This is a genomic window from Enterobacter sp. IF2SW-B1 (assembly GCF_001743375.1).
GTDB classification, from domain to species: Bacteria; Pseudomonadota; Gammaproteobacteria; order Enterobacterales; family Enterobacteriaceae; genus Enterobacter; species Enterobacter bugandensis.
The window spans coordinates 815,868-838,669 of sequence record NZ_MJAA01000001.1 but is presented as its reverse complement, the minus strand read 5'-3'; the positions used below and the strand labels follow the sequence as shown (position 1 = coordinate 838,669).

Here is a 22,802-nt window from a genome sequence, read left to right as displayed (position 1 = left end):
TGCGGTAGTCTGATTAAGCAGAGAAAAATCCTTCAGGAGAGAAGCCATGAAGTGGCAACAACGTGTTCGTGTCGCAACGGGTTTGAGTTGCTGGCAGATAATGTTGCATTTACTGGTCGTGGCCGTACTGGTGATGGGCTTGATGAGCGGCACGCTGGTGCGTGTTGGCTTAGGGCTATGCGTCCTCTATGGCGTCACCGTGCTGTCGATGCTGTTCTTACAGCGCCACCATGACGCGCGCTGGCGCGAGGTGGGTGATGTGCTCGAAGAGCTCACCACCACCTGGTACTTTGGTGCCGCGATGATCGTGCTGTGGCTGCTGTCACGCGTGCTGCAAAACAACCTGCTGCTGGCCCTCGCGGGTCTGGCAATCCTTGCAGGGCCAGCGGTAGTGTCGCTGCTCACTAAAGAGAAAAAGCTACGCAATGTTGCGTCTAAACATCGCATAGGCCACTGACCCCGTCGTGGCCGCTATGACCAGTAGCGGCCACAAACTTCCCCAGACAATGTCCAGACTCGCATCCTTCAGATAGATCTGCTTGGTGATATCCGTAAAGTGTCGAATCGGGTTTATCCACGTTAAATCCTGCAGCCACACCGGCATGTTCTCGACGGGCGAAACGTACCCGGATAGCAGAATCGCCGGCATCATAAAGACGAATACCCCGATAAACGCCTGCTGCTGCGTGGAGCAGAGCGCTGAAATCAGCAGCCCAAACCCCACCAGCGACAGCCCGTAAATCACCATCGTGAAGTAAAACAGCGCCAGCGATCCGGCGAACGGGATCTCGTAGGCCCAAATTCCCACTCCCAGCACGATGGTGGCCTGGAAGGTAGCGACGATCAGCGCCGGCACCGCTTTGCCAACGAAAATCTGCCAGGTGGCGAGCGGGGAAACCAGCAGCTGATCCAGCGTGCCTTGTTCGCGCTCGCGGGCCACGGACAGAGAGGTCACGATCATCACCCCGATGGTGGTGATCATGGCGATCAGCGACGGCACCACAAACCACTTGTAGTCCAGATTCGGGTTGTACCAGTTGCGTACCACCAGCTCGCTGTTATTGGGCTTCGGTTTGCCCTCCATCAGCTCCTGCTGATACTCCTTCACTATCTGCTGCAGGTAGTTGGCCGCTATCTGGGCGCTGTTGGAGTTGCGCCCGTCGAGGATCAGCTGCATCGGCGCGGTCTGGAAGGTGTCCAGATTGCGGGAGAAATCCGCCGGGAAACGCACCAGCAGCAGCGCTTTTTGCGTGTCGATAGTGGGCTGGATCTCCTGCGGGCTTTTCAGCAGCAGGATGTGGGTAAAGGCTTTCGCCCGGGCAAAACGCTGCGTCAGTTCGACGGCGTGTTTGCCGTTGTCTTCATTATAAATGGCAATGGTGGCGTTAGTTACCTCAAGGGTGGCGGCAAACGGGAACAATAAAACCTGAAGCAGCACCGGCAGCACCAGAATGGCGCGGGTTTGCGGCTCGCGCAGCAGGGACTGCAGCTCTTTGCGGATCAATGTCCATAAGCGGTGAAACATGTGCGCTCCTTAATCCAGTCGCCGTTTGGTTTTCAGCCACGTCAACCCGATAAACATCACTGCCGACGCCAGCAAAAACAGGGTGTTGATAATCAGCACCACCGGAATATTCCCCGCCAGGAACAGGCTTTGCAGCGTGCTCACGAAGTAGCGCGCCGGAATGATGTAGGTCACAGCGCGGATCACCGCCGGCATGCTGTCTATCTGGAAGATAAACCCGGAGAGCATAATCGATGGCAGGAAAGCGGCGTTGAGCGCCACCTGCGCGGCGTTAAACTGGTTGCGGGTGATGGTGGAGATGAGCAGCCCCATCCCCAGCGTGCTGAGTAAAAACAGGCTGGTGATAAAGAACAGTACCACCAGCGAGCCGCGATACGGCACGCCAAGAATAAAGACCGCGACCAGCATGCAGAGCAGCATCGCCAGCATGCCGAGGAAGTAGTAGGGGATGAGCTTGCACAGCAGCAGCTCAACCCGCGTCACCTCGGTGGAGAGCAGCGCCTCCATAGTGCCGCGCTCCCACTCGCGGGCGATGACCAGCGAGGTGAGGATCGCGCCAATTACCGTCATAATGATGGTCACCGCCCCCGGAATAATAAAGTGCTGGCTGATGGCGGCGGGGTTAAACCAGTAGCGCGTCTGCACATCGATGAGCGGTTCAAACGTCTCGCCCCGGTCTTCGGCGCGCTGCATCTGCCAGAGCTGCCAGATCCCCTCCGCATAGCCCTGCACGAAGTTGGCAGTGTTCGGCTCGCTGCCGTCGGTAATCACCTGAATCGGCGCATCGGCACCCGGGCGCGCCATGTTGGCGGCGAAATCCACCGGGATGACGATCAGGCCGCGAATTTTCCCGGCCTGCATTTTCTGGATCAGTTCCTGCCGGTTGTCGCTGACGGTGGCGTCAATGTAGGGTGAGCCGGTCATGGCGTGGGTGAAGTCCAGCGCCTCTTCGCTCTGCTGCTCCAGCAAAATCCCGACCCGCAGCTTGCTGGAGTCGAGGTTAATGCCGTAGCCAAAGATAAACAGCAGCAGCAGGGGGATCACCACCGCAATCAGCCAGCTGCTGGGATCGCGCACGATCTGCCGCGTCTCTTTGATGCACAGGGCGCGCACCCGGCGCCAGGAAAGGACGTTACTGCGCATGAGCATTCTCCTTATCCCAGTCGTGGATGAGGGTGATAAACGCCTGCTCCATGGTCGGGTCTGGCTGTGCGTCGTCGGCGGCCTGCGCTTTCAGGTCGTCCGGCGTGCCGTGGGCAATCAGCTTGCCTCGGTAGACCAGCCCGATGCGGTCGCAATACTCTGCCTCGTCCATAAAGTGGGTGGTGACCATCACGGTCACGCCTTTTTCCACCATGCTGTTGATGTGCAGCCAGAACTCGCGGCGGGTGAGGGGATCGACGCCTGACGTGGGTTCATCAAGAAACAGGATATCCGGCTCGTGCATCAGCGAGCAGGCCAGCGCCAGCCGCTGCTTAAAGCCGAGCGGCAGCTCGTCGGTGGCGTGGGACGCAATATTCGTTAACCCGAAGGCGTCGCTCATGCGGCGGATTTTTTCATTCTGCGCCCGCCCGCGCAGGCCGTACACGCCGGAGAAAAAGCGCAGATTCTGCTCGACCGTCAGGTTGCCGTACAGCGAGAACTTCTGCGCCATATAGCCGAGATGCTGGCGCGCCTTGCCGGAGCTGACTTTAAGATCCATGTCCAGCACCAGCGCCTTGCCGGACGTCGGGACCAGCAGGCCGCACATCATTTTAAAGGTGGTGGATTTTCCCGCCCCGTTCGGCCCGAGCAGGCCAAATATCTCGCCGCGCTTCACCGCAAAGTTGACGTTGTCGGTGGCGGCGAAGTCCCCGAATTTTTTGGTGAGCGATTTTGCTTCGATCACCGTTTCGCCCGGCGTGCCTTCCACCGTGTGCAGGATCGCGCCAAGGGGCGATTCCGACGTGCCTGCACCGCCCAGCAGGTCGATAAACGCATCTTCAAAGCGCGGGGCGGTCTCGTCCATTTCAATCTCAGGCATGCCCGGCGCACGGCGAATATCGTCGACGGTGGCCTCTTTTTTGAGGATCACGCGCACCGAGCGGCCCTGAATCATCCCGTCGCTCACCTGCGGCAGCTTCAGCACCCGCTGCAGCAGCCTGCGGTTGGACTCCTGCGGGCTGTGCAGCAGAAAACTGCGCCCGGCCATGGTGTGCGTCAGCTCGGTCGGTTCGCCCTGATAGAGCAGTTCGCCCTCGTTCATCAGCAGCACGTCACGGCACTGCTCCGCTTCGTCGAGGTAGGAGGTGCTCCAGAGGATCAGCATCCCGTCGCCCGCCAGCTCGTGCACCATCTGCCACAGCTCGCGGCGGGAGATCGGGTCTACACCGACGCCGGGTTCATCGAGCAACAGCACCTTCGGCTCGCCCACCAGCGTGCAGGCCAGCCCCAGCTTCTGCTTCATCCCGCCGGAAAGCTTGCCCGCCAGCCGGTCGGTGAACGGGCCGAGGGAGGTAAATTCGAGCAGTCGGGCGAAGGTTTTCTGCCGGGTTTCACCGGTGACGCTGCGCAGGTCGGCGTACAGATTGAGGTTCTCCATCACCGTCAGATCTTCGTACAGGCCAAACTTCTGCGGCATATAACCGAGCATGGCGTGGAGCGCGCCGTCGTCTTTTATCGGGTCAAGGCCAAGCACGCTGGCCGAGCCTTCATCCGGCTTCAGCAGTCCCGCCAGCATCCGCATCAGCGTGGTTTTGCCCGCGCCGTCCGGGCCCACCAGTCCGGTCACGTAGCCTTTCTGAATGGTGCAGTTCAGCGGCGCGACCGCCGGTTTATCCATTCCAGGGAAGCGTTTGACCAGATTGTTGAGCTGGATAACCGCATCATTCATGTCGTTCCCCGTCGTTTAAGGTTACGGTAACAGGCATGCCCTGACGCAGCGCGTCGTCCGCGTCGGTGACGATGATGCGCAGGCGGTACACGAGGTCGGTACGCAGATCCGGCGTTTCAACGGTTTTTGGGGTGAATTCGGCGGTAGGAGAGACAAAGCCCACTTTGCCGTGATACGGCTTATCCGGGCGACCGTCGGTATAAAGCAGCAGCTCGCGGCCCGGCTGCATCTGGCCGAGATTCGGCTCATCAATGTAGGCCCGCACCCATACCGGACGGGTTAAGGACAGCGTCAAGACGGTACTGCCCGCGCTGAGCATGCTGCCCGGCTCTACCGCGCGGGTCATCAGCGTGCCGTCAGATGGGGCGGTTAAGATAGTGTCGTGCAGATCCAGCTCCGCCTGGGCAAGCTGCGCCTGCGCCTGCTCGAGGCTGGCCTTCGCCTGGGCGATGTCCTGCTCGCGGTTACCGGAGCGGTACTGGCTTAATTTATCCTGCGCGGATTTCAGCGTCGCCTGCGCCTGGTCGCGGGATGACCGCGCGTTTTCCAGATCGTTGGCGGAAATGGTGCGGCTTTTCCACAGTCCCTGCTGGCGGTTATAGAAGTTCTGCGCGTAGTCGTAGGCGGCTTTGGCCTGCTTAACGGCGGCAGCGGCCTGGGCAATCTCCTCATCGCGATAGCCTGCCAGCATCAGGTCATACTGCGCCTGGGCGACGGAGACGCCGGCTTTTGCCTGCATCAGCGCGTTCTCAAAGGGAGCTTTATCCAGCACGCCCAGCGTCTGCCCGGCTTTGATGGCGTCGCCTTCGTCAACGCTCAGCGAGGCGAGACGCCCGCCGACGCGGAAGCTCATATTCACGGTACGAATATCCACGTTACCGTACAGTGTCAGGCCCCGATCCTGCTGGCTCTGATACCACAGCCAGCCACCGATTCCCGCGGCAAGCAAAACAACAACCACCAGAACGATGGCGACAGGTTTTTTCATCACTTCAGGCTCCTTTGCGTTAAGCCTTGCAGGATCAGATCGAGATGACAGGTGATGACCTGGCTAATCTGCGCGGCTTTATCCTCATCGAATTGTGCCCAGCCCGTACGTAACAGGATGGTTTCACGCCCCAGACGGAAGGCGAGAATTTCGCCCAGCAGGGCGTGGGTATGCAAAATGGTGTCGGTATCGCTGGCGTCCCGCCCGGTGTAGGCGGCAATCAGCCGGGTCAGATGGGTGTGCATCGGGGCAATCACCTGATCGTGTACCAGCTGATAAGCGGCAGTGGGGGAGAGCTGCTCGCGGGAGATAAATTTGCTCAGGTTGAGCGTATCGTCGTGCGTCAGCAGGCGGATCATATTGTGGCAGGCATTGAGAATAAGTTGCCTGATAGCGGTACGATCCGGCGTCGGCTGGCTCAGCAGCGCGCAGGCCTCCTCAACGTGCGGGCGAAAATTGTTGCCAATAAAATCGGCAATCCACTGGGCGCAGGCGAGGTATAAATCCTCTTTTGAGCCAAAATAGTAGGTAATGGCCGCAATGTTTTGCCCGGCCTGGGCGGCGATATCCCGCGTGGTGGCATGCAGGCCATACTCGCCAAACTGCGCCAGCGCGGCGGCGATAAGCTGGCTTTTGGCCTGTTCACCTTTGGTTGTCGTCGGTGTCGTATTCATGTCGGCATTAAAAATTAATCAATCGATTGATTAAAAATTATACCTGAATCGCTAAATCGTCGAGGGATACGACAGGGATATTTTATGCGCCACGTCACAAAAGCTGCTACACTCCGCACCTTCGCGACATTGTGGTTTTTGTCCTTCTATTCGTGATATCTCCCTGAAAACTACACCTGTGATGGTCGGGGCGGTTCGGAGTTTTTATGTCTTTTGATTCCCTTGGCCTGAACCCGGAAATTCTGCGCGCGATCGCAGAGCAGGGCTACGTTGAGCCAACCCCTATCCAGCAGCAGGCTATTCCGGCCGTGCTTCAGGGCCGTGACCTGATGGCCAGCGCCCAGACCGGCACCGGTAAAACCGCGGGCTTTACCCTGCCGCTGTTAGAGCTGCTGGTAAAAAACCAGCCGCACGCCAAAGGCCGTCGTCCGGTGCGCGCGCTGATCCTCACCCCAACCCGCGAGCTGGCAGCCCAGATTGGCGAGAACGTGCGTGAGTACAGCCGCTATCTCAACATTCGCTCGCTGGTGGTTTTCGGTGGCGTGAGCATTAACCCGCAGATGATGAAGCTGCGCGGCGGCGTGGACGTGCTGGTGGCAACGCCGGGCCGTCTGCTGGATCTGGAACACCAGAACGCGGTGAAGCTCGACAGCATTGAAATTCTGGTGCTGGACGAAGCCGACCGCATGCTCGATATGGGCTTCATTCATGATATTCGTCGCGTGCTGGCGAAGCTGCCGCCGCGTCGCCAGAACCTGCTCTTCTCCGCGACCTTCTCCGATGAGATCAAGGCGCTGGCGGAAAAGCTGCTGCATAACCCGCTGGAAGTGGAAGTGGCGCGCCGCAACACCGCTTCCGAGCAGGTGACGCAGCACGTTCACTTTGTGGATAAAAAGCGCAAGCGGGAGCTGCTCTCCCAGATGATCGGTCAGGGCAACTGGCAGCAGGTGCTGGTCTTTACCCGCACCAAGCACGGTGCCAACCACCTGGCGGAACAGCTGAATAAAGACGGCATCCGCAGCGCGGCGATCCACGGTAACAAGAGCCAGGGCGCGCGTACCCGCGCGCTGGCGGACTTCAAGTCCGGCGACATCCGCGTACTGGTGGCGACCGACATCGCTGCCCGTGGCCTCGATATTGAAGAGCTGCCGCACGTGGTGAACTACGAGCTGCCAAACGTCCCGGAAGATTACGTTCACCGTATCGGTCGTACCGGCCGTGCGGCAGCAACAGGTGAGGCGCTCTCTCTGGTCTGCGTGGACGAGCACAAGCTGCTGCGCGACATCGAACGCCTGCTGAAGAAAGAGATCCCGCGCATCGAAACCCCGGGCTATGAAGTGGACCCGTCCATCAAAGCGGAGCCGATTCAGAACGGTCGTCAGGGTGGTGGTCGCGGTCAGGGCGGCGGTGGTCGCGGCCAGCAGCCGCGTCGTGCTGAAGGTGGCGCGCCGAAGTCATCCGGCAAACCGCCGCGTCGTAATAACGACGGCAAGCCGGCCGGTGAAAGCCCGTGGCGCAGCGGCGAAGGGAAACCGGCAGGCGAGGGGCAGCGCCGACGCCGCCCGCGCAAGCCTGCTAACCCGCAGTAATCTGGAAGCCCGGTCGTAAAGCCGGGCTTTTCTTTTTGCGACGGCGAAGAGAAAGTGCCACAATAGTGGCTGTTTATACAGTATTTCAGGTTTTCCAATGGCTTTAACCGCGGCGCTGAAAGCGCAAATAGGCGCCTGGTATAAGGCGCTTCAGCAGCAGATCCCCGATTTTATCCCCCGAGCGCCGCAGCGGCAGATGATTGCCGACGTGGCAAAAACGCTCGCCGGGGACGACGGGCGACATCTGGCGATTGAAGCCCCGACCGGCGTTGGGAAAACCCTGTCGTATCTCATTCCCGGCATCGCTATTGCGCGGGAAGAGGACAAAACGCTGGTGGTCAGCACTGCGAACGTGGCCTTGCAGGACCAGATCTTCAGCAAAGATTTGCCGCTGCTGCGCAAAATCATCCCCGATCTCCGCTTCACCGCCGCCTTTGGGCGCGGGCGCTACGTCTGTCCGCGTAACCTGGCGGCGCTGGCCAGCAGCGAGCCCTCGCAGCAGGATCTGCTCGCCTTTCTGGATGACGAGCTGACGCCAAACAATAAAGCCGAGCAGGAACAGTGCGCAAAGCTGAAAGCCGAGCTCGACGGCTATAAGTGGGACGGCCTGCGGGATCATACCAGCCTGGCGATTAGCGACGACCTGTGGCGCAGGCTCAGTACCGATAAAGCAAGCTGCCTGAACCGCAACTGTCACTACTACCGGGAATGCCCGTTCTTCGTCGCCCGGCGCGAGATCCAGGAGGCGGAGGTGGTTGTCGCCAACCACGCGCTGGTGATGGCGGCGCTGGAGAGCGAAGCGGTGCTGCCGGAGCCGAAAAACCTGCTGCTGGTGCTCGATGAAGGCCACCACCTGCCTGACGTGGCGCGGGACGCGCTGGAGATGAGCGCGGAAATCACCGCTCCGTGGTTCCGACTTCAGCTGGATCTGTTCTGCAAACTGGTGGCGACCTGCATGGAGCAGTTTCGCCCGAAAACCACGCCGCCGCTGGCGGTACCCGAGCGTCTGAGCGACCACTGCGAAGAGGTTTACAGCCTTATCTCGTCTCTGAACAACATTCTGAATCTTTATCTTCCGGCAGCCCAGGAGGCAGAACACCGCTTCGCGATGGGCGAGTTGCCGGAAGAGGTGATGGAGATCTGCCAGCAGCTGGCGAAGCATCTCGAAAAGCTGCGCGGGCTGGCGGAGATGTTCCTGAACGACCTCAGCGAGAAAACAGGCTCGCACGACGTGGTGCGTCTGCACCGCATTCTGCTGCAGATGAACCGCGCGCTGGGCATGTTCGAAGCCCAGAGCAAGCTCTGGCGACTGGCCTCGATGGCGCAGGCGTCGGGCGCGCCGGTCACCAAATGGGCCACCCGCGAGGTGCGCGACGGGCAGGTTCACCTCTTTTTCCACTGCGTGGGCATCCGCGTGGCCGATCAGCTGGAAAAGCTGATCTGGCGCAGCGTGCCGCACGTGGTCGTTACCTCTGCGACGCTGCGCTCTCTGAACAGCTTTTCACGGTTGCAGGAGATGAGCGGCCTGAAGGAGAAAGCGGGCGATCGTTTTGTGGCGCTGGACTCGCCGTTCAACCACTGCGAGCAGGGCAAGCTGGTCATTCCACGCATGAAATACGAGCCGCTTATCGACAACGAAGAGCAGCACATTGCGGAGATGGCGGCCTACTTCCGCGAGCAGGTCGAAAGTAAAAAATATCCCGGCATGCTGGTGCTGTTTGCCAGCGGACGGGCGATGCAGCGCTTCCTGGAGCACGTCACCGACCTGCGTTTACTCCTGCTGGTGCAGGGCGACCAGCCCCGTTACCGGCTGGTGGAAACGCACCGCAAACGTATTGATAACGGCGAGCGCAGCGTGCTGGTGGGGCTACAGTCCTTTGCTGAAGGGCTGGATTTGAAGGGGGATTACCTGACGCAGGTGCATATCCATAAGATCGCCTTCCCGCCCATCGACAGCCCGGTGGTGATCACCGAGGGCGAGTGGCTGAAAAGCCTCAACCGCTATCCGTTTGAGGTGCAGAGCCTGCCTGCGGCGTCGTTTAACCTGATTCAGCAGGTGGGACGTCTTATTCGTAGCCACGGCTGCTGGGGTGAGGTAGTGATTTACGACAAGCGTTTGCTCACCAAAAACTACGGTCAGCGGCTGCTGAACGCGCTGCCGATCTTTCCGATTGAGCAGCCGGAGGTGCCTGAAGTAAAAAAACGCCCGGCAAAACTGGCCGCCGGGCGCAGGAAAAGCATCCGTGCTAAGGGGCGCGGTCCTACTGGTAAGTAAAGGTCACCTGAATCACGCTGCTGAACGTGCCTGCGGAGACGGGCATAGACGTGGCGTAATAGCGGGCGGAGAGCGGAAACGTGGCCGTGTGGTCAGCCGGGTTAATCGGCACGTTAAACGCCGCCTGCGGGGCGATCAGGATCTTGTCCTGTCGGTCGGCCAGCTCCAGCGCCAGCCCCTTCGCGCTGCCGGTGTTGGCGAATTTGGTCGGATGCACGCTGTCTGCCTGGCCGTAGAAATAGGCCGTGGCAAGCGCCAGCGTGGCGGGACAGTGCGATACCGAGAGCGAAAAATCTTTCCACTCGCCGGTATCCCCTACATCTTTAAAATTACCTGATACTGCCTGGCCTAAATCTACCGTCAGGTTGCGGCTGGCGCTGTCAATGACGCAGGTGTTGGCGTAAATATTCCCCGTCATCTGGATCTGAATATCATCCGCGTGGGCCTGGGCTATCAGGCCCAGCGCCAGCATCAAAGCTGTTTTTTTCATGAGCGTCACTTATAAGCGAGGGTAACGGTGGCAACGGTGTTGGCGGGGCCTGGCGTCACGACATCACTGGTTTGTTCGTAGCGAACCTCGAACGGGATCGCCAGCGTCTGGTTGGCGATTGCCTGGCTTTGGGTGTTCACATAGGTATCAAAGGTGGCGAGTTGGTTATCAACCAGCATTCTGACCCCGACGCCGGTTGCCATGCCGGGCTGCCGGGTGAGTTTGATCACCCCTGCTGACCCCGGTTCATAACCATTTGAACTGGTGACCTTCACTTCAGGCTGCACGTTGCTGTTGCAGTTCACCGTCACGTCAAAGTTTTGCGCCGGGCTTGATAACATCCCCACGCTAATAAAATCGCTGACCGGGAAGTCGCCCAGATTAATGGTCAGGTTTTTTGGGGAAACGGAGCAGGTGACGTTCTGGAAGTTAACGTTTCCTGCGTAGGAGATAACATTGGGTGAACCAATGCCGTCGTTGCCATATACGCCAATACCGAACTCTGTTTGCGCCTGAAGCAGCGTGCCGGACTGTACCGCATCACTGGTTTTAACCAGCTCAAGTGTGACGTTAAAATCAAAGGACTGATATCCATCGGTCGAGACATAGCCGATGGGCGTACTGCGGGAATCGCAGGCGACCTTTCCCCCGCCTGAAATGCGCTGGCCCTGGTCGTTCCTTAAGGCAATGCCGACTCCAGGCACGCCTGTGTCATAAACGCCGGTCAACCCGGGTATCTCCGAACCACTTCCGTAATAGCAGGAGATGATTTCCATCCCGCTTTCGTAAGGATGGTTGCAGTTACCCGCGACGTGCACAGTCTGCTCCGTACCGGGAATGGTAGCGCCTACTGCCAGCGTCGTCGGGACCGAAATGGTGGCAACGTTGATCATTTTCGGCATATCGGGCGTAGTGCAGTCAGCCTTCGCATGCGGCATAAATAATGCCGCGGTGCCCAGAATCAGTAAGAAAAAGCATTGTTTTATCATTTGCATAGTCGTTAGCCTGAACGGTGAATCAATGACACTGCGCGGCAGCGTTAATGATGCTGGTTTTCTCTTTCTCATCCGTTAGCGCATAGTCAGCGATGCAGTGCTCGCTCGCGTCCTGTCCCCAGGAAACGGCGAGATGCCCCTGCTGCGGCAGACCCGAAAGATAGGTCTGGCCGTCATTACCCACAATAAACTCGCTGTCCTTATCCTCTGTGGTGACCGTCGCGCCGAACGGCAGCGGTTTGCCGTTGTGCGTCAGCGTCATCAGCACGCGGTTGCCCACGCGGGTGTTAAAGCTGGCGCGCACCACAGCCCCGCGAGTTGGGGTGACGACCTGCGCGGCGTGGGTGACGTCGGCATTGTCCGGCAGCGTTTCGGTATCCAGCGCAATGGTGTTGTGGCGATACGCGGTCACATACGGGACAACGGTGTAGCCGCGGAAGTCGGTTTCAACGCCGGTCTGATTAGTGATATGCGTCCCGTGCGTGCCCGGCGCTTTCACCAGCGCGATGGTCTCACCGAGCGGCTGGCTCAGGGTGATGCCGTTCGCATGGGCAACCACGCCGCCCTGCAGACCGACGTTCACGGTCTGCTGATATTTGTCCTGGCTGACGCCGCCGCTCAATTCGCCGTACGTTGCTTTGTAATCGGCGTTGAGGCTGGTGGAGTTGCCGCTGCCGGTACTGCTCACCCCCTCCTGAATATTCCAGTTGAGGTTATCTTCTTTCAGCGCCGTGCCGTTCAGACCGATATTCTGCGTGGTGCCATCTTTGGTGTTGTTCAGGTTGTAGGTGGCCCAGGTGTTATGCATCCAGTGGTCCAGCGGCACCGAGACGCTCAGCGCGAACTGGTTGTCGTTCGTCACCTCATTGCCGTCTTCGTCGCTGTCGCGGGTGTTTTTGTTCATGCTGTAGCTGAGGCTGTAGCTCACGCCGTGCCAGCTGTTGTTGTAGCTGACGCTCACCGAGGTCATGTCCTGGCTCTGGGTCCAGTAGGTCTCTTTCACCAGGCTCAGGGTTACGGAACCCCAGCCTTCCGGCAGCGTCTGGTCGACGGTGGCTTCGGTACGGGCGCGGCGCTGCTGCGGTTCAGACCAGTCGTCAGAGCGGGTATACGACTCCATGGTGTCTTCCAGGGTGTAAAACCCTTTGCTGTTATAGCGGTAGCCGGCCAGCGAGAAGTTAGTGCCTGACTGGGCGATATCTTTGCTGTAGCGCACGCGCCACGACTGGCCTTTGCTGGCCTGCTGTTTTTTCAGCAGGGCTTTGGCGCGAGTGACGTCAATGGAGAAGGCGCCTAAATCGCCCATGTTTTTCCCGACGCCCACCGCCTGAGACTGATAATGGCTGCTCTGCTGAACGCCGCCGTAGGCGGTGATACCGTAGGGTAAACCGTAGATGGCGCTGCCCTGGGCAAACGGGGTCTTTTCGACATCGTTGTCATAGGAACGATAACGCCCGGCGGTCACGCTGTAGCGCAGGTTTTTTTCACGCTGCAAGACCGGCACGGAGGCAAACGGCACGACAAAATGGCTTTCGCTGCCGTCGGTCTCTTTCACGGTAACCTGCAGGTCGCCGCTGCTGCCGGTGGGGTAGAGATCGTTAATTTCGAAGGCGCCCGGCGCGACCGTGTTCTGATAAATGACGTAGCCGTTCTGGCGAACCACCACCAGCGCGTTGCTGTGGGCCGTGCCGCGAATAATCGGCGCGTAGCCTTTCTCGCTGTCCGGCAGCATGTCGCTGTCGGATTTCAGCTCCACCCCGGTGTAGGGAACGCTGTCAAACACGTCGGCAGGGGATGAGCTCTGGCCGACGGTGATGTCGCTTTTCATTGCCACGATATCGCGTTGCGCATAGGTATAAACGGAGGTGAATTTCTGCTCCTCCTCATGGCCCGTGGTGCTGCGATTCCAGGTGGAATAGTTGCGAATGCGCCATGCGCCAACGTTCAGGCCTGGGCGCAGGTTAACGTACTGGCTGCTGTTATCCTGCTCACCGTGCTGTCGCGCGCGGCTGTGGCTGGCATTGGCGCTGTAATTAAGCAGGCCCGCAGTGATCCCTTCGTCAAACTCTTTCGGGTCAATGTAACCGCGAGGCACCTGGCCCAGCGCCGTTTGAGGGATGCTCATCAGCAGCTGCTGGTTGCGAACGCGAAAGGTGGCGGATGCCGCAGGAATGACATGTAAATCGGCACACTGGCCTTTGGCCATCAGCTGCGGAAATTTTTTGGTTTTGATGCCGAGGCTTTTTAATTCCTCAAGGCTAAAGCAAGGCTGCAGCGTGCTGTTGCCCTGCGAATCTTTCTGAAGCGTAAAGGTCACGTTGCGGGTATCAATTTTATTATTATTGATAAATACCGCGACCTCATATTTCCCCGGCGCCTGACCAGGCCCTTTTTCATAGATGGACAGATCGGTTTTACCCTGCTGGGGATTATCAATATCCAGCAGGGCAGGGTTAAAATAATCATCAGCCATAACCTGCTGCGCAAAGATCGCCATTGCCAGGCCACAGAGAATGACCAGCAATGAAGACAATCGGCAGGTGAACGGCTTTTTATGGCTGTACATAATTATTTTATTACCGGGCAAAAGAATTAATGAACGGATTTCGACCAGGTATGGCTGATGCTGCCGAAGTCGGTAATAATGGAATACGTCACGTTCGCGCCCCCGACATTACCCGGTAAGGCAAAATGCGTTTCCGTTTTCGGAACAGCCCAGGTGGCTTTCGCGACTTTATGACCATTCAGCGTAACGGTCTGGAAATTCATATAGAACGGCGTGGGGTTATTCACCACCAGATCGTTCCCTTCGCGGCGCCATTCAAGTTTATCCGCCACATCTTCTGGTCTGCCTTTTACCGCAGACGGGCGATACAGTAATTTGATTCGAGTATTAATGGCGATTTGCAGCGTATTTACCCCCTCAACGTGTTTTGAGGAAGGGATTGCTTTAATGTTCAACCAGTACAGGGATTCCCTGTCTTCCGGTAAATTTCCGCCCGTACGCACCACGCGCAGAACGTTATCTTCGTGCGCATCCAGACGGAAAAGCGGCGGGGTGATCAGGAACGGGGCTTTGGCCAGGTTTTTACCGCCGGAATCAACCCAGGACTGCACCAGATAATCCGTCGCATCTGGATTTGAAAGACCAAGAGAAGATTCCTTTTTATCTCCCTGATAGACCAGTCGGGTGCCGTTAATAATGACCCCAGCATGTGAAGCAGTTGCTACCAGTAAAAGTGTGCTCAGTAAATAACCGTGGCGCATAAAGATTTCTCAATGAATAGAGAAGATATTAATGCTCGCGAAAGCATTAATATCTCCGGATTGATAAGATCAGTTATAAATAACGGTGAAGGTTGAAACGGAGTTAGCAGGGCCTGCGGTAATTGCCGGGCCGGTTTGGATATAGCGTGCGCCGAACTCCAGATCGTTAACTGCCGTGCCGGAGGTTAACTGATACTGCTGAGACGGCGTATACAGGCTGACAGGCTGCTGCGAGGCATCCACCAACTGAATCGCCACCCCTGTCGCCGCATCGGTATCTGGCGTTAAGGCAAGCGTTGAATTGTTATTCGCATCCGGTGTTCCGCCAAAGTTAATGGCGGCGGAGGTGACCGTGTCAGGACAATTCGTTAACTGAATATCAAACTTCGTTAAGGTGCTGGTAGAGCCTGCACCGGTAAATACCGTTTTAGACACTTTCCCCAGCTGTACATTTAATGGATTACTTAATCCATTTACGACCTGACAAGCAGAATCGATAATTTCGCCGGTGAAGTTTATTTGCCCTTCACCGTTCGTTGCCGCAAACGTGGATGCAGAACATCCCACCGCTGCGGCGATGATTAAACCTAAAGCAACCTTGTTCATAGCAAATCCTGATATGTTTCGGGTGAGAGCGTTGCCTGGACGTTTTCACCGTTGACCCTTAATGACTTTCCGCTGGTTATTTAATCAAAAAATGTATGAATACGAATCTGCTATAGAAATCACAAATAATTGAAAAAAAGCTTGTGTTTATTTTTTGCTATTAAAACAGAAGGTTGTCTTAAGGGATAAAAAACTAACGGATAGCCATTCATCAGGGCTATAGTGTTAACAAGATAGGCTGTCAGGAGGAATGTCGTGGATTATCGCAAAATTATCAAAGAGGTAGGACGTGGGAAAAACCACGCCCGCGACCTGGACCATGAAACCGCTCGCGCGCTTTACACCCGTATGCTCAACGGCGAGGTACCGGACCTGGAAATGGGCGGCATCCTGATTGCGCTGCGTATCAAAGGCGAAGGCGAAGCGGAGATGCGTGGCTTCTACGAGGCGATGCAGGCGCAAACGCTGCGCTTAACGCCGCCAGTGGCAAAACCGATGCCGATTGTGATCCCGAGCTATAACGGGGCGCGCAAGCAGGCAAACCTGACGCCGCTGCTGGCGATATTGTTACATAAGCTGGGGTTCCCGGTGGTGGTACATGGGGTCAGCGAAGATCCCACGCGCGTACTGACAGAAACCATCTTTGAACTGCTGGGCATTGAACCGACTCTCCATGCCGGCCAGGCGCAGGCAAAGCTGGAGGGGAACCAGCCGGTCTATATTCCCGTTCGTGCGCTCTGCCCGCCTTTGGAAAAGCAGCTGGACATGCGCTGGCGCATGGGCGTGCGTAACAGTGCGCACACCCTGGCGAAGCTGGCAACGCCGTTTGCTGAGGATGCCGCACTGCGCCTTTCCAGTGTTTCTCATCCGGAGTACGTGACGCGCGTCGGTCAGTTCTTTGCCGAAATCGGTGGACGCGCACTGCTGATGCACGGAACAGAAGGGGAGGTGTACGCCAACCCGCAGCGTTGTCCACAGCTGGTGCTGATCGATTCTGCCGGTACGCGCGTTGTGCTTGAACGCGGGGAAGAAAACAGCGATGTGATTCTGCCGGAGTCAAAAGATCCGCAGGTTACCGCGCACTGGATTACGCAGTGCCTGGCCGGAAATGTGCCGGTCCCACAGTCGATCAAACTGCAAATGGCCTGCTGCTTGCTGGCGACAGGGGAGGTAGAGACGGTGGAAGCGGGGTTACAGCGGGTGGCACAGTCGTTTTAAGCAAAAAAAAGCCCGTCCAGTGGCGGACGGGCAAGCAAGGGTAACAAACAACAGGGTCAATGAGGGTTGGAGCAGCTCACCAGAGGGTTTGGCGAGGGTACAGCATTCATTTCAGGCGATTATTTGTAGATAACCGCAGTACCGCTCAGCTTGTTATTGGTGTTAGCGGAGGTGATGGTGTATCCGCTTGCACCGGCAGCAGCGGCTTTCTCAGCCAGCTTGGCTTCCAGGCCGTCCAGCGTGGTCGCGCCTTCTGCACTTACCACACCGATTTTATTCATGCTCTGGGCCTGAGTGGATGAAACAGGCTCTACGGCGAATGCGCCGAAAGACAGAGCGGACAGGGCAACAGCAGCTACAGCATATTTGATGGTTTTCATAATTAATCTCTCGCAGGTGTTTTCTGTTAAGGGGACGATGTTCCGTCGATGTGATAAGTATCACGTTTTTTCCTGAGGGATAAAATCGAAGAGAATTGACGTGGTCAGTCAAAAAAATTGAATGACAAATAACTTATTGAATATTAATAAATTCAAACCAGCGCTTTACACTTCTTGTGGATGCGCTTTACAGAAGAAAGATGAAGGGCACATTTTGCTACGCGGTTCGCTAAAAACCGTGAGCGTAAAGGTAAGTGCAGGCAGGGTTAACTTAGGTAAAGGAGAGTCAGCGTAACTGGCTATCTTTCGATCCTCTGCGATTATAACCTGAATGTGAGGCATTTTTTGAATCTTTATCCTGCTGGCAGGCAATGCATAACCTTACGCCTGGAATGGCTTTACGCCGCGCCTCCGGGATCGGCTCTCCGCATTCTTCGCACTCCTTCAAACTTTCGCCGCGCGGAATCTCACCGCGAGCGCGCGCAACCGCATCTTCAATGGTACTGTTGATCTGTTCGTTAACGGCGTCGTCATTCGCCCAACCGGAAGCCATGGCATCCTCCTGAAATCGGTTTATACCCTGCTTTTAATATGGGGTTAAAAAATGAACAATCAAGATAAAGCGGAAATGAACTGCATCCGGCAGGCAGATGCAGTCTTGTTGTGGAGGAAAAAATTATTTATAGATGGTTGCTGTGCCGTACATATGGTTATCTCCGCCAGCGGAGTTCACAACAAAGCCTTTCGCACCTTCCTGGCGGGCTTTTTCGGCCAGTTTATTCTGCAGATCGTCCAGGTTACTTGCGCGACTTACCGAGACGGTGCCCGCCGGACGCAGTTGGCTAGTATCGGTACTTTCATTCAGTGGCTGAACGGCCATCGCAGAAAATGAAGCCGTTGCCAGGGCGCCGGCGATAACAGCAAGGGTCAGGTACTTTTTCATAATCACATCCTCATGAGGAAACAACAGGTGATTCCCTTTAAGTTTAGAAGCCTGACGAGTGTGACTTAGCGCAAATATTTGATGATGATCTGCTTATTTTTTGAACGATAAAAACTGACAATTCGCTGACAGATCATAGACGTAGAGGTGTTTGATTTACGGTGTTTTTTTAAGCGCCGTAGAGAAAGATTTACCGCTGGGCCAGCACAGGGTATCTTACGCCGCTGTTTAAAGGAGAACGCCATGACTTCCCAAAAGCCGGGATTGCACCCACGAAATCGCCACCGCAGCCGCTACGACATGAACGCCCTGTGCCAGAGCTGCCCTGCGCTGCAGGACTATATTGTCCAGACCCCAGCGGGTGAGCCGACCGTCAACTTTGCCGATCCGCAGGCGGTGAAAACGCTGAACAAAGCCCTGCTGGCGCATTTTTACGGTGTGGCTCACTGGGATATTCCGGAAGGCTTTCTCTGCCCCCCTGTGCCGGGCCGCGCTGATTACGTTCATCACCTTGCCGATCTGCTTGCCGAAGATCGTGACGGCGCTGTACCGCAGCAGGCTTCCATCCTGGATATAGGCACCGGGGCAAACCTGATTTACCCGCTGATTGGCGTACATGAATATCGCTGGCGCTTTACCGGGAGCGAAATCGGCGCCGAGGCCTTTGCCAGCGCGCAGGCGATTATCAGCGCGAACCCTGGCCTGAGCCGCTCCATTCGTCTGCGTCGTCAGAAAGAGGCGGCTTCCATCTTCAACGGCATAATTCATAAAAACGAAAGCTATGACGCTACGATGTGCAACCCGCCATTTCATGATTCGGCGGCAGCGGCTCGCGCAGGCAGCGAGCGTAAACGCCGCAACCTCGGTCAGGCGGAAGACGCCGCGCTGAACTTCGGCGGGCAGCAGCAGGAGCTGTGGTGCGAGGGCGGTGAAGTTGCCTTCATCCTGCGCATGATTGCGGAAAGCCAACAGTTTGGCCGTCAGGTGAAGTGGTTCACGACGCTGGTTTCCCGCGGGGATAACCTGCCGCCGCTCTACCGCGCGCTGAGCGAAGCGGGCGCCGTAAAAGTGGTGAAAAAAGAGATGGCGCAGGGCCAGAAGCAGAGCCGCTTTATCGCCTGGTCGTTTATGGACGATAACAAACGTCGCAAATAGTATCCCGCCGTAGGCCGGGTAGGGCAAAGCCGCCACCCGGCTCGGTTACAGCGTCGGCTCCTGCGGAGGGAGCGGCGAGGCGGGCGGCGACAATACCTGATACGTCTGCACCGGCGTTCGCACGTTCGCCAGATCGAAGTGCTTTTTCACCATGCTGTCGAGGGCAAAGCGCACCGTCCACTGCTTCAACGGCTGGGTGGTGAACGACACGCGCAGGGTGAACGCCGTGTTGGTCAGCCCAACGATGCCGGCAAACGACGGCTCGCCAATCACCAGCCCGCGAATATCCTCCATTTCCATCAGTTCACTGACCGCATCCCGCAGCGCCTGCTTCGCTTTGTCGGCATCTTCATGACGATCCACATCGTAGTTGGCCACAACGGAGCCAATGCCGCGCACAAAGTTGGCGAAGGTAGTGATCGATGACCAGGGAATAATGTGATATGCCCCGGTATCCTGACGCACGCCTACCGAGCGAATCGACATCCTCTCCACGGTACCGGTCAGCGGCCCGATGGTCACCAGATCCCCGGTGTTCATCCCGTTCTCAAACTGGATAAAGATGCCGGTAATGATATCCTTCACCAGCGTTTGCGAGCCGAAGGAGATCGCCAGCCCCAGCGCGCCGGCACCCGCCAGCAGCGGGGCGATATTCACGCCGATTTCCGATAGCACAATCATGATGGTGATGGTGCTAATGATCACCGCCAGCGCATTGCGGAACAGGGTCAACAGCGTGCGTGCGCGGGCGCTGGGGAGCGGTCTGCCGTGAATATCCGATACCAGACGGTTCTCGATAAGGCTCGCCAGCAGCGTCCAGCCGACGGCGGAGAAGAACAGAATCAGCGCGATACGAATTAAAATATCGACGGTCTTCTCGCCTGCGCCGTTATGCAGCCAGTTCCAGAAATCAAACAGGCTCCACGCATTCAGCAGCAGCATGATCGCCACGCAGACGGTCAGAATGCGCGCCACCTTAAGCGATACCGACATCCAGCCGTTCACCCGTTTTTGCAGTTCCGGGTAATTACGCTGCACCTGCGGCGACAGGGTGATGGTTTTCGAGATCCAGCGGGACAGCAGCCCGGACACAAACGCCGCGATGCCGATAATCGCCAGGCTTTTAAACGTCGCCCCCATCATAAATTTCAGGCTGTTTCCCGGGTCGAACAGCGAGAAGAAGCACAGCACAATAAAATACGCGCTTGCCAGCCAGTGCCACACCAGCGCGAAGGCGCGGATAAACAGGCTAAAGAAAGAGAGGGAACGGTCGGCCAGATGCAGCAGACTCTCGGTGATCGTCCTTTTATTGTGAAAGATAAGGTACAGAGACCAGACGGTTATACAGAGCATAATCAGCACGTTCGCCAGCGCGCCAAACTGCACGTTAACCTGGTTGGAGATAATCGGCACGGCAACCAGCAGGCCGTAGCCTATCAGCCCGCTGAGCACGCTTAGCCGCACGGCCCAGTATTTCGCGCTGTCGTCGTTGATGTTGAAAGGGCGAAGTTCAGGCACGCGCGGGCAAAAGATGACGCGCAGCACCGCTTTAAAAAATTCGATGAGCGCAAACGCATTCAGGAAGAGCGCCTGCTGGAAGGCAATGGTTTTGTTGCCCGTATTGAGGCGGTCCGCCAGCACCTGACCGACAAACAGCGTCAGGGCCAGCAGCAGTAAATCGATGATAAACGCCCCGGTAATCATGGCCGGGAGGTGCAGCCAGCTGCTTTTATGCTGATTTTTTTTCCGTCCCCAGTGGCCCATCTTCCGGTAGAGCGGCCAGGCGCACAGGCGCAGCAGCCAGTAAAAAATGAATACGGCACCCGCCAGAATCGCAAACTGCGTGGCGGCTGCGGTGAAGGTGTGGGGATTAAAAGGTTTATGCGAGGTGCCAACAAGATTTCGATAGAGCTGGGCAAAACGCGACGACAGGGCTTCCCCGTAGCGGCGGCTGATGTCGGTGACGTTTTCCAGTACCGTCTTTTCCTCTTCGATCTGCGGTGGCGTAATGGTCGGAACCGGATCCTGAGGCGGCGTGGCGGCCACCTTCCTCAACTGTTCGATCAGCTCCTGCCGGGAGGTGTCATTCTCAAGGACGTCGGCAAGTGCGCTATAGGCCGCTTTTTTTTGTTCTGCATCCGGCTCCGGAGGCGGCGTATTTTGCTGAGTAGCAGTTGCTCCGGTGGTGACGCCGGGGATTGCCACGGCGAGCGATGGCGCACTAAACAGGCTTATCAACAGCAGCAGGATCCACGGCACGGCGTCCTCCGACAAAAATATCGTGCAAAATGATAAGTATAGAGGGCGAGAGGCGGAGGGAAGTTTTTGGGAACAATCTGGCGTAAAAAAGCCGGGCAAGCCCGGCTCGGTATGTAGCGAGGGATCAGGAGACGTGCTGCAGGAACTCCTGCAGACGCTGGCTAGGCGGATTCGCGATCAATTCCTGCGGGTTACCGTCTTCGGCGATGCGGCCTTTATCAATAAAGATCAGGCGGGAAGCCACTTTCTCAGCAAAGCCGATTTCGTGGGTCACGATCACCATCGTCATCCCTTCTTCCGCCAGATCCTGCATGACTTTCAACACCTCGTGGCGCAGTTCCGGGTCGAGTGCGGACGTCGGCTCATCAAACAGCATCATCTTCGGTTTCACCGCCAGCGCGCGCGCAATCGCCACGCGCTGCTGCTGGCCACCGGAGAGCTCGGAAGGGTAGTGGTGCGCACGCTCCGCCAGGCCAACCTTCGCCAGCAGATCTTTTGCCAGCGCTTCCGCCGCCGCTTTGTTGGCACCGCGCACGCGCAGTGGGCCAAACATCACGTTTTCCAGCGCCGTCAGGTGCGGGAACAGGTAGAACTGCTGGAACACCATGCCCGCTTCCTGACGAATCAGACGCTCGTCCACTTTCGGGTCGTTTACCTTCAGACCGTCAACGATCAGATCGCCGCTGGTGATCTCTTCCAGCTTGTTGATGCAGCGCAGCAGGGTCGATTTACCGGAACCGGAAGGCCCGATAATCACCACCACTTCACCCTGCTTGATATTCAGATCAATATTGTGCAGCACCTGGGTTGGGCCAAAGTGCTTGGAGACGTTTTTAAATTCAATCACAGGATTTTCATCCTTCTTTCAAGACGGCGCAGAACGAAGCTCAGTACCAGCGTAATGATCAGATAAACGACGGCGACCGCACTCCAGATTTCCAGCGCGCGGAAGTTGCCCGCAATAATTTCCTGGCCCTGACGGGTCAGTTCGGCCACGCCGATAACGATAAACAGCGATGTATCTTTAATGCTGATGATCCACTGGTTACCCAGCGGCGGCAGCATGCGGCGCAGCGCCAGCGGGAGAATAACGTGACGGATCGTTTCGCGACGAGAAAGACCTAATGCCAGACCGGCTTCGCTGAAACCTTTATGAATCGACAGCACCGCCCCGCGGGTGATTTCCGCGATGTAGGCGCCCGAGTTGATCATAATGGTCACGACGGCCGCGCTGAACGGATCGATGCGCAGGTCGGTAAAGGCCATTGGCAGGGCGAAGTAGATAAACATGACCTGCACGACAATCGGCGTGCCGCGGATCACTTCGATGAAAACCAGTGCGATGTGGTTTGCAATCCAGCCACCGTAGGTGCGGGCGAAACCGGCGACAAGACCGATAATCAACCCACCTACCAGACCCAGGACCGAAATCCACAGGGTCATTTTAGCGCCTTCAAGCAAGAGTGGAATGGCAGGCCAGATGGCGCTCCAGTCAAACTGCATGATGTATTCCTGTATACCGTGGTGAAAAACGAAAAATGTAGGCCCGGCAAGCGTGAGCGCCGC

21 protein-coding genes are annotated in these 22,802 nt (G+C 57.2%); 5 read left to right on the top strand and 16 right to left on the bottom strand.

Annotated elements, in window-relative coordinates; translation table 11 throughout:
• Positions 1-46 precede the first annotated feature (46 nt).
• On the top strand, positions 47-457 hold the full coding sequence (locus A6013_RS04090; RefSeq protein ID WP_028012428.1) for a YbhQ family protein: 411 nt from the start codon (positions 47-49) through the stop codon (positions 455-457).
• Here the strand turns inward: A6013_RS04090 and A6013_RS04085 are convergent.
• From A6013_RS04085 to cecR, 5 genes are read right to left on the bottom strand one after another with little or no spacing between them, the layout of a single operon-like run.
• Positions 419-1,525, bottom strand: coding sequence for an ABC transporter permease (locus A6013_RS04085; RefSeq protein WP_041910726.1), 1,107 nt, complete (start codon positions 1,523-1,525; stop codon positions 419-421). The two genes, A6013_RS04090 and A6013_RS04085, sit on opposite strands and share 39 nt — an antisense overlap.
• A gap of 9 nt (positions 1,526-1,534) precedes the next feature.
• Positions 1,535-2,668 carry an ABC transporter permease gene (locus A6013_RS04080; protein WP_047362734.1) on the bottom strand — a complete coding sequence of 378 codons (1,134 nt, stop codon included), beginning with the start codon at positions 2,666-2,668 and terminating at the stop codon, positions 1,535-1,537.
• Complete coding sequence (locus tag A6013_RS04075; RefSeq protein ID WP_041910725.1) at positions 2,658-4,397, bottom strand: ATP-binding cassette domain-containing protein; 1,740 nt, start codon at positions 4,395-4,397, stop codon at positions 2,658-2,660. Before A6013_RS04075 ends, A6013_RS04080 begins: the two co-directional genes overlap by 11 nt.
• Entirely contained in the window at positions 4,390-5,385 is a 996-nt protein-coding gene (gene hlyD, locus A6013_RS04070) for a secretion protein HlyD (protein WP_049136972.1), read from the bottom strand. Before hlyD ends, A6013_RS04075 begins: the two co-directional genes overlap by 8 nt.
• Positions 5,385-6,059 (bottom strand): transcriptional regulator CecR, encoded by a 675-nt coding sequence (cecR, locus tag A6013_RS04065; RefSeq protein ID WP_045630915.1) that lies wholly within the window; start codon positions 6,057-6,059, stop codon positions 5,385-5,387. Before cecR ends, hlyD begins: the two co-directional genes overlap by 1 nt.
• A 206-nt stretch (positions 6,060-6,265) precedes the next feature.
• On the opposite strand from cecR, the gene rhlE reads away from it, so the two are divergent.
• Together rhlE and dinG are read left to right on the top strand one after the other, a co-directional pair.
• Positions 6,266-7,648: an ATP-dependent RNA helicase RhlE gene (gene rhlE, locus A6013_RS04060; RefSeq protein ID WP_028012434.1), complete on the top strand. Its 1,383-nt coding sequence runs from the start codon at positions 6,266-6,268 to the stop codon at positions 7,646-7,648.
• Positions 7,649-7,745: 97 nt separating this feature from the next.
• The gene (dinG, locus tag A6013_RS04055; RefSeq protein ID WP_063449288.1) at positions 7,746-9,923 is read left to right on the top strand and encodes an ATP-dependent DNA helicase DinG; all 2,178 of its coding nucleotides are present in this window, start codon (positions 7,746-7,748) and stop codon (positions 9,921-9,923) included.
• On the opposite strand, the gene A6013_RS04050 is transcribed toward dinG, so the two are convergent.
• From A6013_RS04050 to A6013_RS04030, 5 genes are all read right to left on the bottom strand, one after another.
• Positions 9,910-10,413, bottom strand: a complete 504-nt coding sequence (locus A6013_RS04050) for a fimbrial protein (protein WP_047368144.1) — start codon at positions 10,411-10,413, stop codon at positions 9,910-9,912. The two genes, dinG and A6013_RS04050, sit on opposite strands and share 14 nt — an antisense overlap.
• 5 nt (positions 10,414-10,418) lie before the next feature.
• Positions 10,419-11,408 (bottom strand): fimbrial protein, encoded by a 990-nt coding sequence (locus tag A6013_RS04045; protein ID WP_069732600.1) that lies wholly within the window; start codon positions 11,406-11,408, stop codon positions 10,419-10,421.
• Between the two features lie 22 nt (positions 11,409-11,430).
• Positions 11,431-13,974, bottom strand: a complete 2,544-nt coding sequence (locus tag A6013_RS04040; RefSeq protein WP_139128217.1) for a fimbria/pilus outer membrane usher protein — start codon at positions 13,972-13,974, stop codon at positions 11,431-11,433.
• 26 nt (positions 13,975-14,000) lie between these two features.
• Complete coding sequence (locus A6013_RS04035; RefSeq protein WP_028012439.1) at positions 14,001-14,675, bottom strand: molecular chaperone; 675 nt, start codon at positions 14,673-14,675, stop codon at positions 14,001-14,003.
• A 69-nt stretch (positions 14,676-14,744) separates the two neighbouring features.
• A complete protein-coding gene (locus A6013_RS04030) occupies positions 14,745-15,281 on the bottom strand; it encodes a fimbrial protein (RefSeq protein WP_028012440.1) in 537 nt (178 codons plus the stop codon).
• Positions 15,282-15,536: 255 nt separating this feature from the next.
• On the opposite strand from A6013_RS04030, the gene ybiB reads away from it, so the two are divergent.
• Entirely contained in the window at positions 15,537-16,499 is a 963-nt protein-coding gene (gene ybiB, locus A6013_RS04025) for a DNA-binding protein YbiB (protein WP_028012441.1), read from the top strand.
• A gap of 119 nt (positions 16,500-16,618) precedes the next feature.
• On the opposite strand, the gene ybiJ is transcribed toward ybiB, so the two are convergent.
• The 3 genes from ybiJ to mcbA form a co-directional block, all read right to left on the bottom strand.
• On the bottom strand, positions 16,619-16,879 hold the full coding sequence (gene ybiJ / locus A6013_RS04020) for a DUF1471 family protein YbiJ (RefSeq protein ID WP_014883102.1): 261 nt from the start codon (positions 16,877-16,879) through the stop codon (positions 16,619-16,621).
• 286 nt (positions 16,880-17,165) lie between these two features.
• Positions 17,166-17,432 (bottom strand): DksA/TraR family C4-type zinc finger protein, encoded by a 267-nt coding sequence (locus A6013_RS04015; RefSeq protein ID WP_045259965.1) that lies wholly within the window; start codon positions 17,430-17,432, stop codon positions 17,166-17,168.
• 123 nt (positions 17,433-17,555) lie between these two features.
• Positions 17,556-17,822: a DUF1471 family periplasmic protein McbA gene (mcbA, locus tag A6013_RS04010; protein ID WP_047368146.1), complete on the bottom strand. Its 267-nt coding sequence runs from the start codon at positions 17,820-17,822 to the stop codon at positions 17,556-17,558.
• A 243-nt stretch (positions 17,823-18,065) separates the two neighbouring features.
• Here mcbA and rlmF point away from each other — a divergent pair, with 243 nt between their 5' ends.
• On the top strand, positions 18,066-18,977 hold the full coding sequence (gene rlmF / locus A6013_RS04005; protein ID WP_069732599.1) for a 23S rRNA (adenine(1618)-N(6))-methyltransferase RlmF: 912 nt from the start codon (positions 18,066-18,068) through the stop codon (positions 18,975-18,977).
• A gap of 45 nt (positions 18,978-19,022) precedes the next feature.
• Here the strand turns inward: rlmF and ybiO are convergent, their stop codons facing one another.
• From ybiO to glnP, 3 genes are all read right to left on the bottom strand, one after another.
• A complete protein-coding gene (gene ybiO, locus A6013_RS04000; protein ID WP_069732598.1) occupies positions 19,023-21,236 on the bottom strand; it encodes a mechanosensitive channel protein in 2,214 nt (737 codons plus the stop codon).
• A 124-nt stretch (positions 21,237-21,360) separates the two neighbouring features.
• Positions 21,361-22,083: a glutamine ABC transporter ATP-binding protein GlnQ gene (gene glnQ, locus A6013_RS03995; protein ID WP_028012446.1), complete on the bottom strand. Its 723-nt coding sequence runs from the start codon at positions 22,081-22,083 to the stop codon at positions 21,361-21,363.
• Positions 22,080-22,739 (bottom strand): glutamine ABC transporter permease GlnP, encoded by a 660-nt coding sequence (glnP, locus tag A6013_RS03990; protein ID WP_003858462.1) that lies wholly within the window; start codon positions 22,737-22,739, stop codon positions 22,080-22,082. Before glnP ends, glnQ begins: the two co-directional genes overlap by 4 nt.
• Positions 22,740-22,802: the final 63 nt, after the last annotated feature.

Excerpts from the sequence above, each read along its gene's own strand:
- A6013_RS04090 (WP_028012428.1), top strand. The coding sequence starts at position 47 with ATGAAGTGGCAACAACGTGTTCGTGTCGCAACGGGTTTGAGTTGCTGG.
- A6013_RS04085 (WP_041910726.1), bottom strand. The coding sequence starts at position 1,525 with ATGTTTCACCGCTTATGGACATTGATCCGCAAAGAGCTGCAGTCCCTG.
- A6013_RS04080 (WP_047362734.1), bottom strand. The coding sequence starts at position 2,668 with ATGCGCAGTAACGTCCTTTCCTGGCGCCGGGTGCGCGCCCTGTGCATC.
- A6013_RS04075 (WP_041910725.1), bottom strand. The coding sequence starts at position 4,397 with ATGAATGATGCGGTTATCCAGCTCAACAATCTGGTCAAACGCTTCCCT.
- hlyD (WP_049136972.1), bottom strand. The coding sequence starts at position 5,385 with ATGAAAAAACCTGTCGCCATCGTTCTGGTGGTTGTTGTTTTGCTTGCC.
- cecR (WP_045630915.1), bottom strand. The coding sequence starts at position 6,059 with ATGAATACGACACCGACGACAACCAAAGGTGAACAGGCCAAAAGCCAG.
- rhlE (WP_028012434.1), top strand. The coding sequence starts at position 6,266 with ATGTCTTTTGATTCCCTTGGCCTGAACCCGGAAATTCTGCGCGCGATC.
- dinG (WP_063449288.1), top strand. The coding sequence starts at position 7,746 with ATGGCTTTAACCGCGGCGCTGAAAGCGCAAATAGGCGCCTGGTATAAG.
- A6013_RS04050 (WP_047368144.1), bottom strand. The coding sequence starts at position 10,413 with ATGAAAAAAACAGCTTTGATGCTGGCGCTGGGCCTGATAGCCCAGGCC.
- A6013_RS04045 (WP_069732600.1), bottom strand. The coding sequence starts at position 11,408 with ATGCAAATGATAAAACAATGCTTTTTCTTACTGATTCTGGGCACCGCG.
- A6013_RS04040 (WP_139128217.1), bottom strand. The coding sequence starts at position 13,974 with ATGTACAGCCATAAAAAGCCGTTCACCTGCCGATTGTCTTCATTGCTG.
- A6013_RS04035 (WP_028012439.1), bottom strand. The coding sequence starts at position 14,675 with ATGCGCCACGGTTATTTACTGAGCACACTTTTACTGGTAGCAACTGCT.
- A6013_RS04030 (WP_028012440.1), bottom strand. The coding sequence starts at position 15,281 with ATGAACAAGGTTGCTTTAGGTTTAATCATCGCCGCAGCGGTGGGATGT.
- ybiJ (WP_014883102.1), bottom strand. The coding sequence starts at position 16,879 with ATGAAAACCATCAAATATGCTGTAGCTGCTGTTGCCCTGTCCGCTCTG.
- A6013_RS04015 (WP_045259965.1), bottom strand. The coding sequence starts at position 17,432 with ATGGCTTCCGGTTGGGCGAATGACGACGCCGTTAACGAACAGATCAAC.
- mcbA (WP_047368146.1), bottom strand. The coding sequence starts at position 17,822 with ATGAAAAAGTACCTGACCCTTGCTGTTATCGCCGGCGCCCTGGCAACG.
- rlmF (WP_069732599.1), top strand. The coding sequence starts at position 18,066 with ATGACTTCCCAAAAGCCGGGATTGCACCCACGAAATCGCCACCGCAGC.
- glnP (WP_003858462.1), bottom strand. The coding sequence starts at position 22,739 with ATGCAGTTTGACTGGAGCGCCATCTGGCCTGCCATTCCACTCTTGCTT.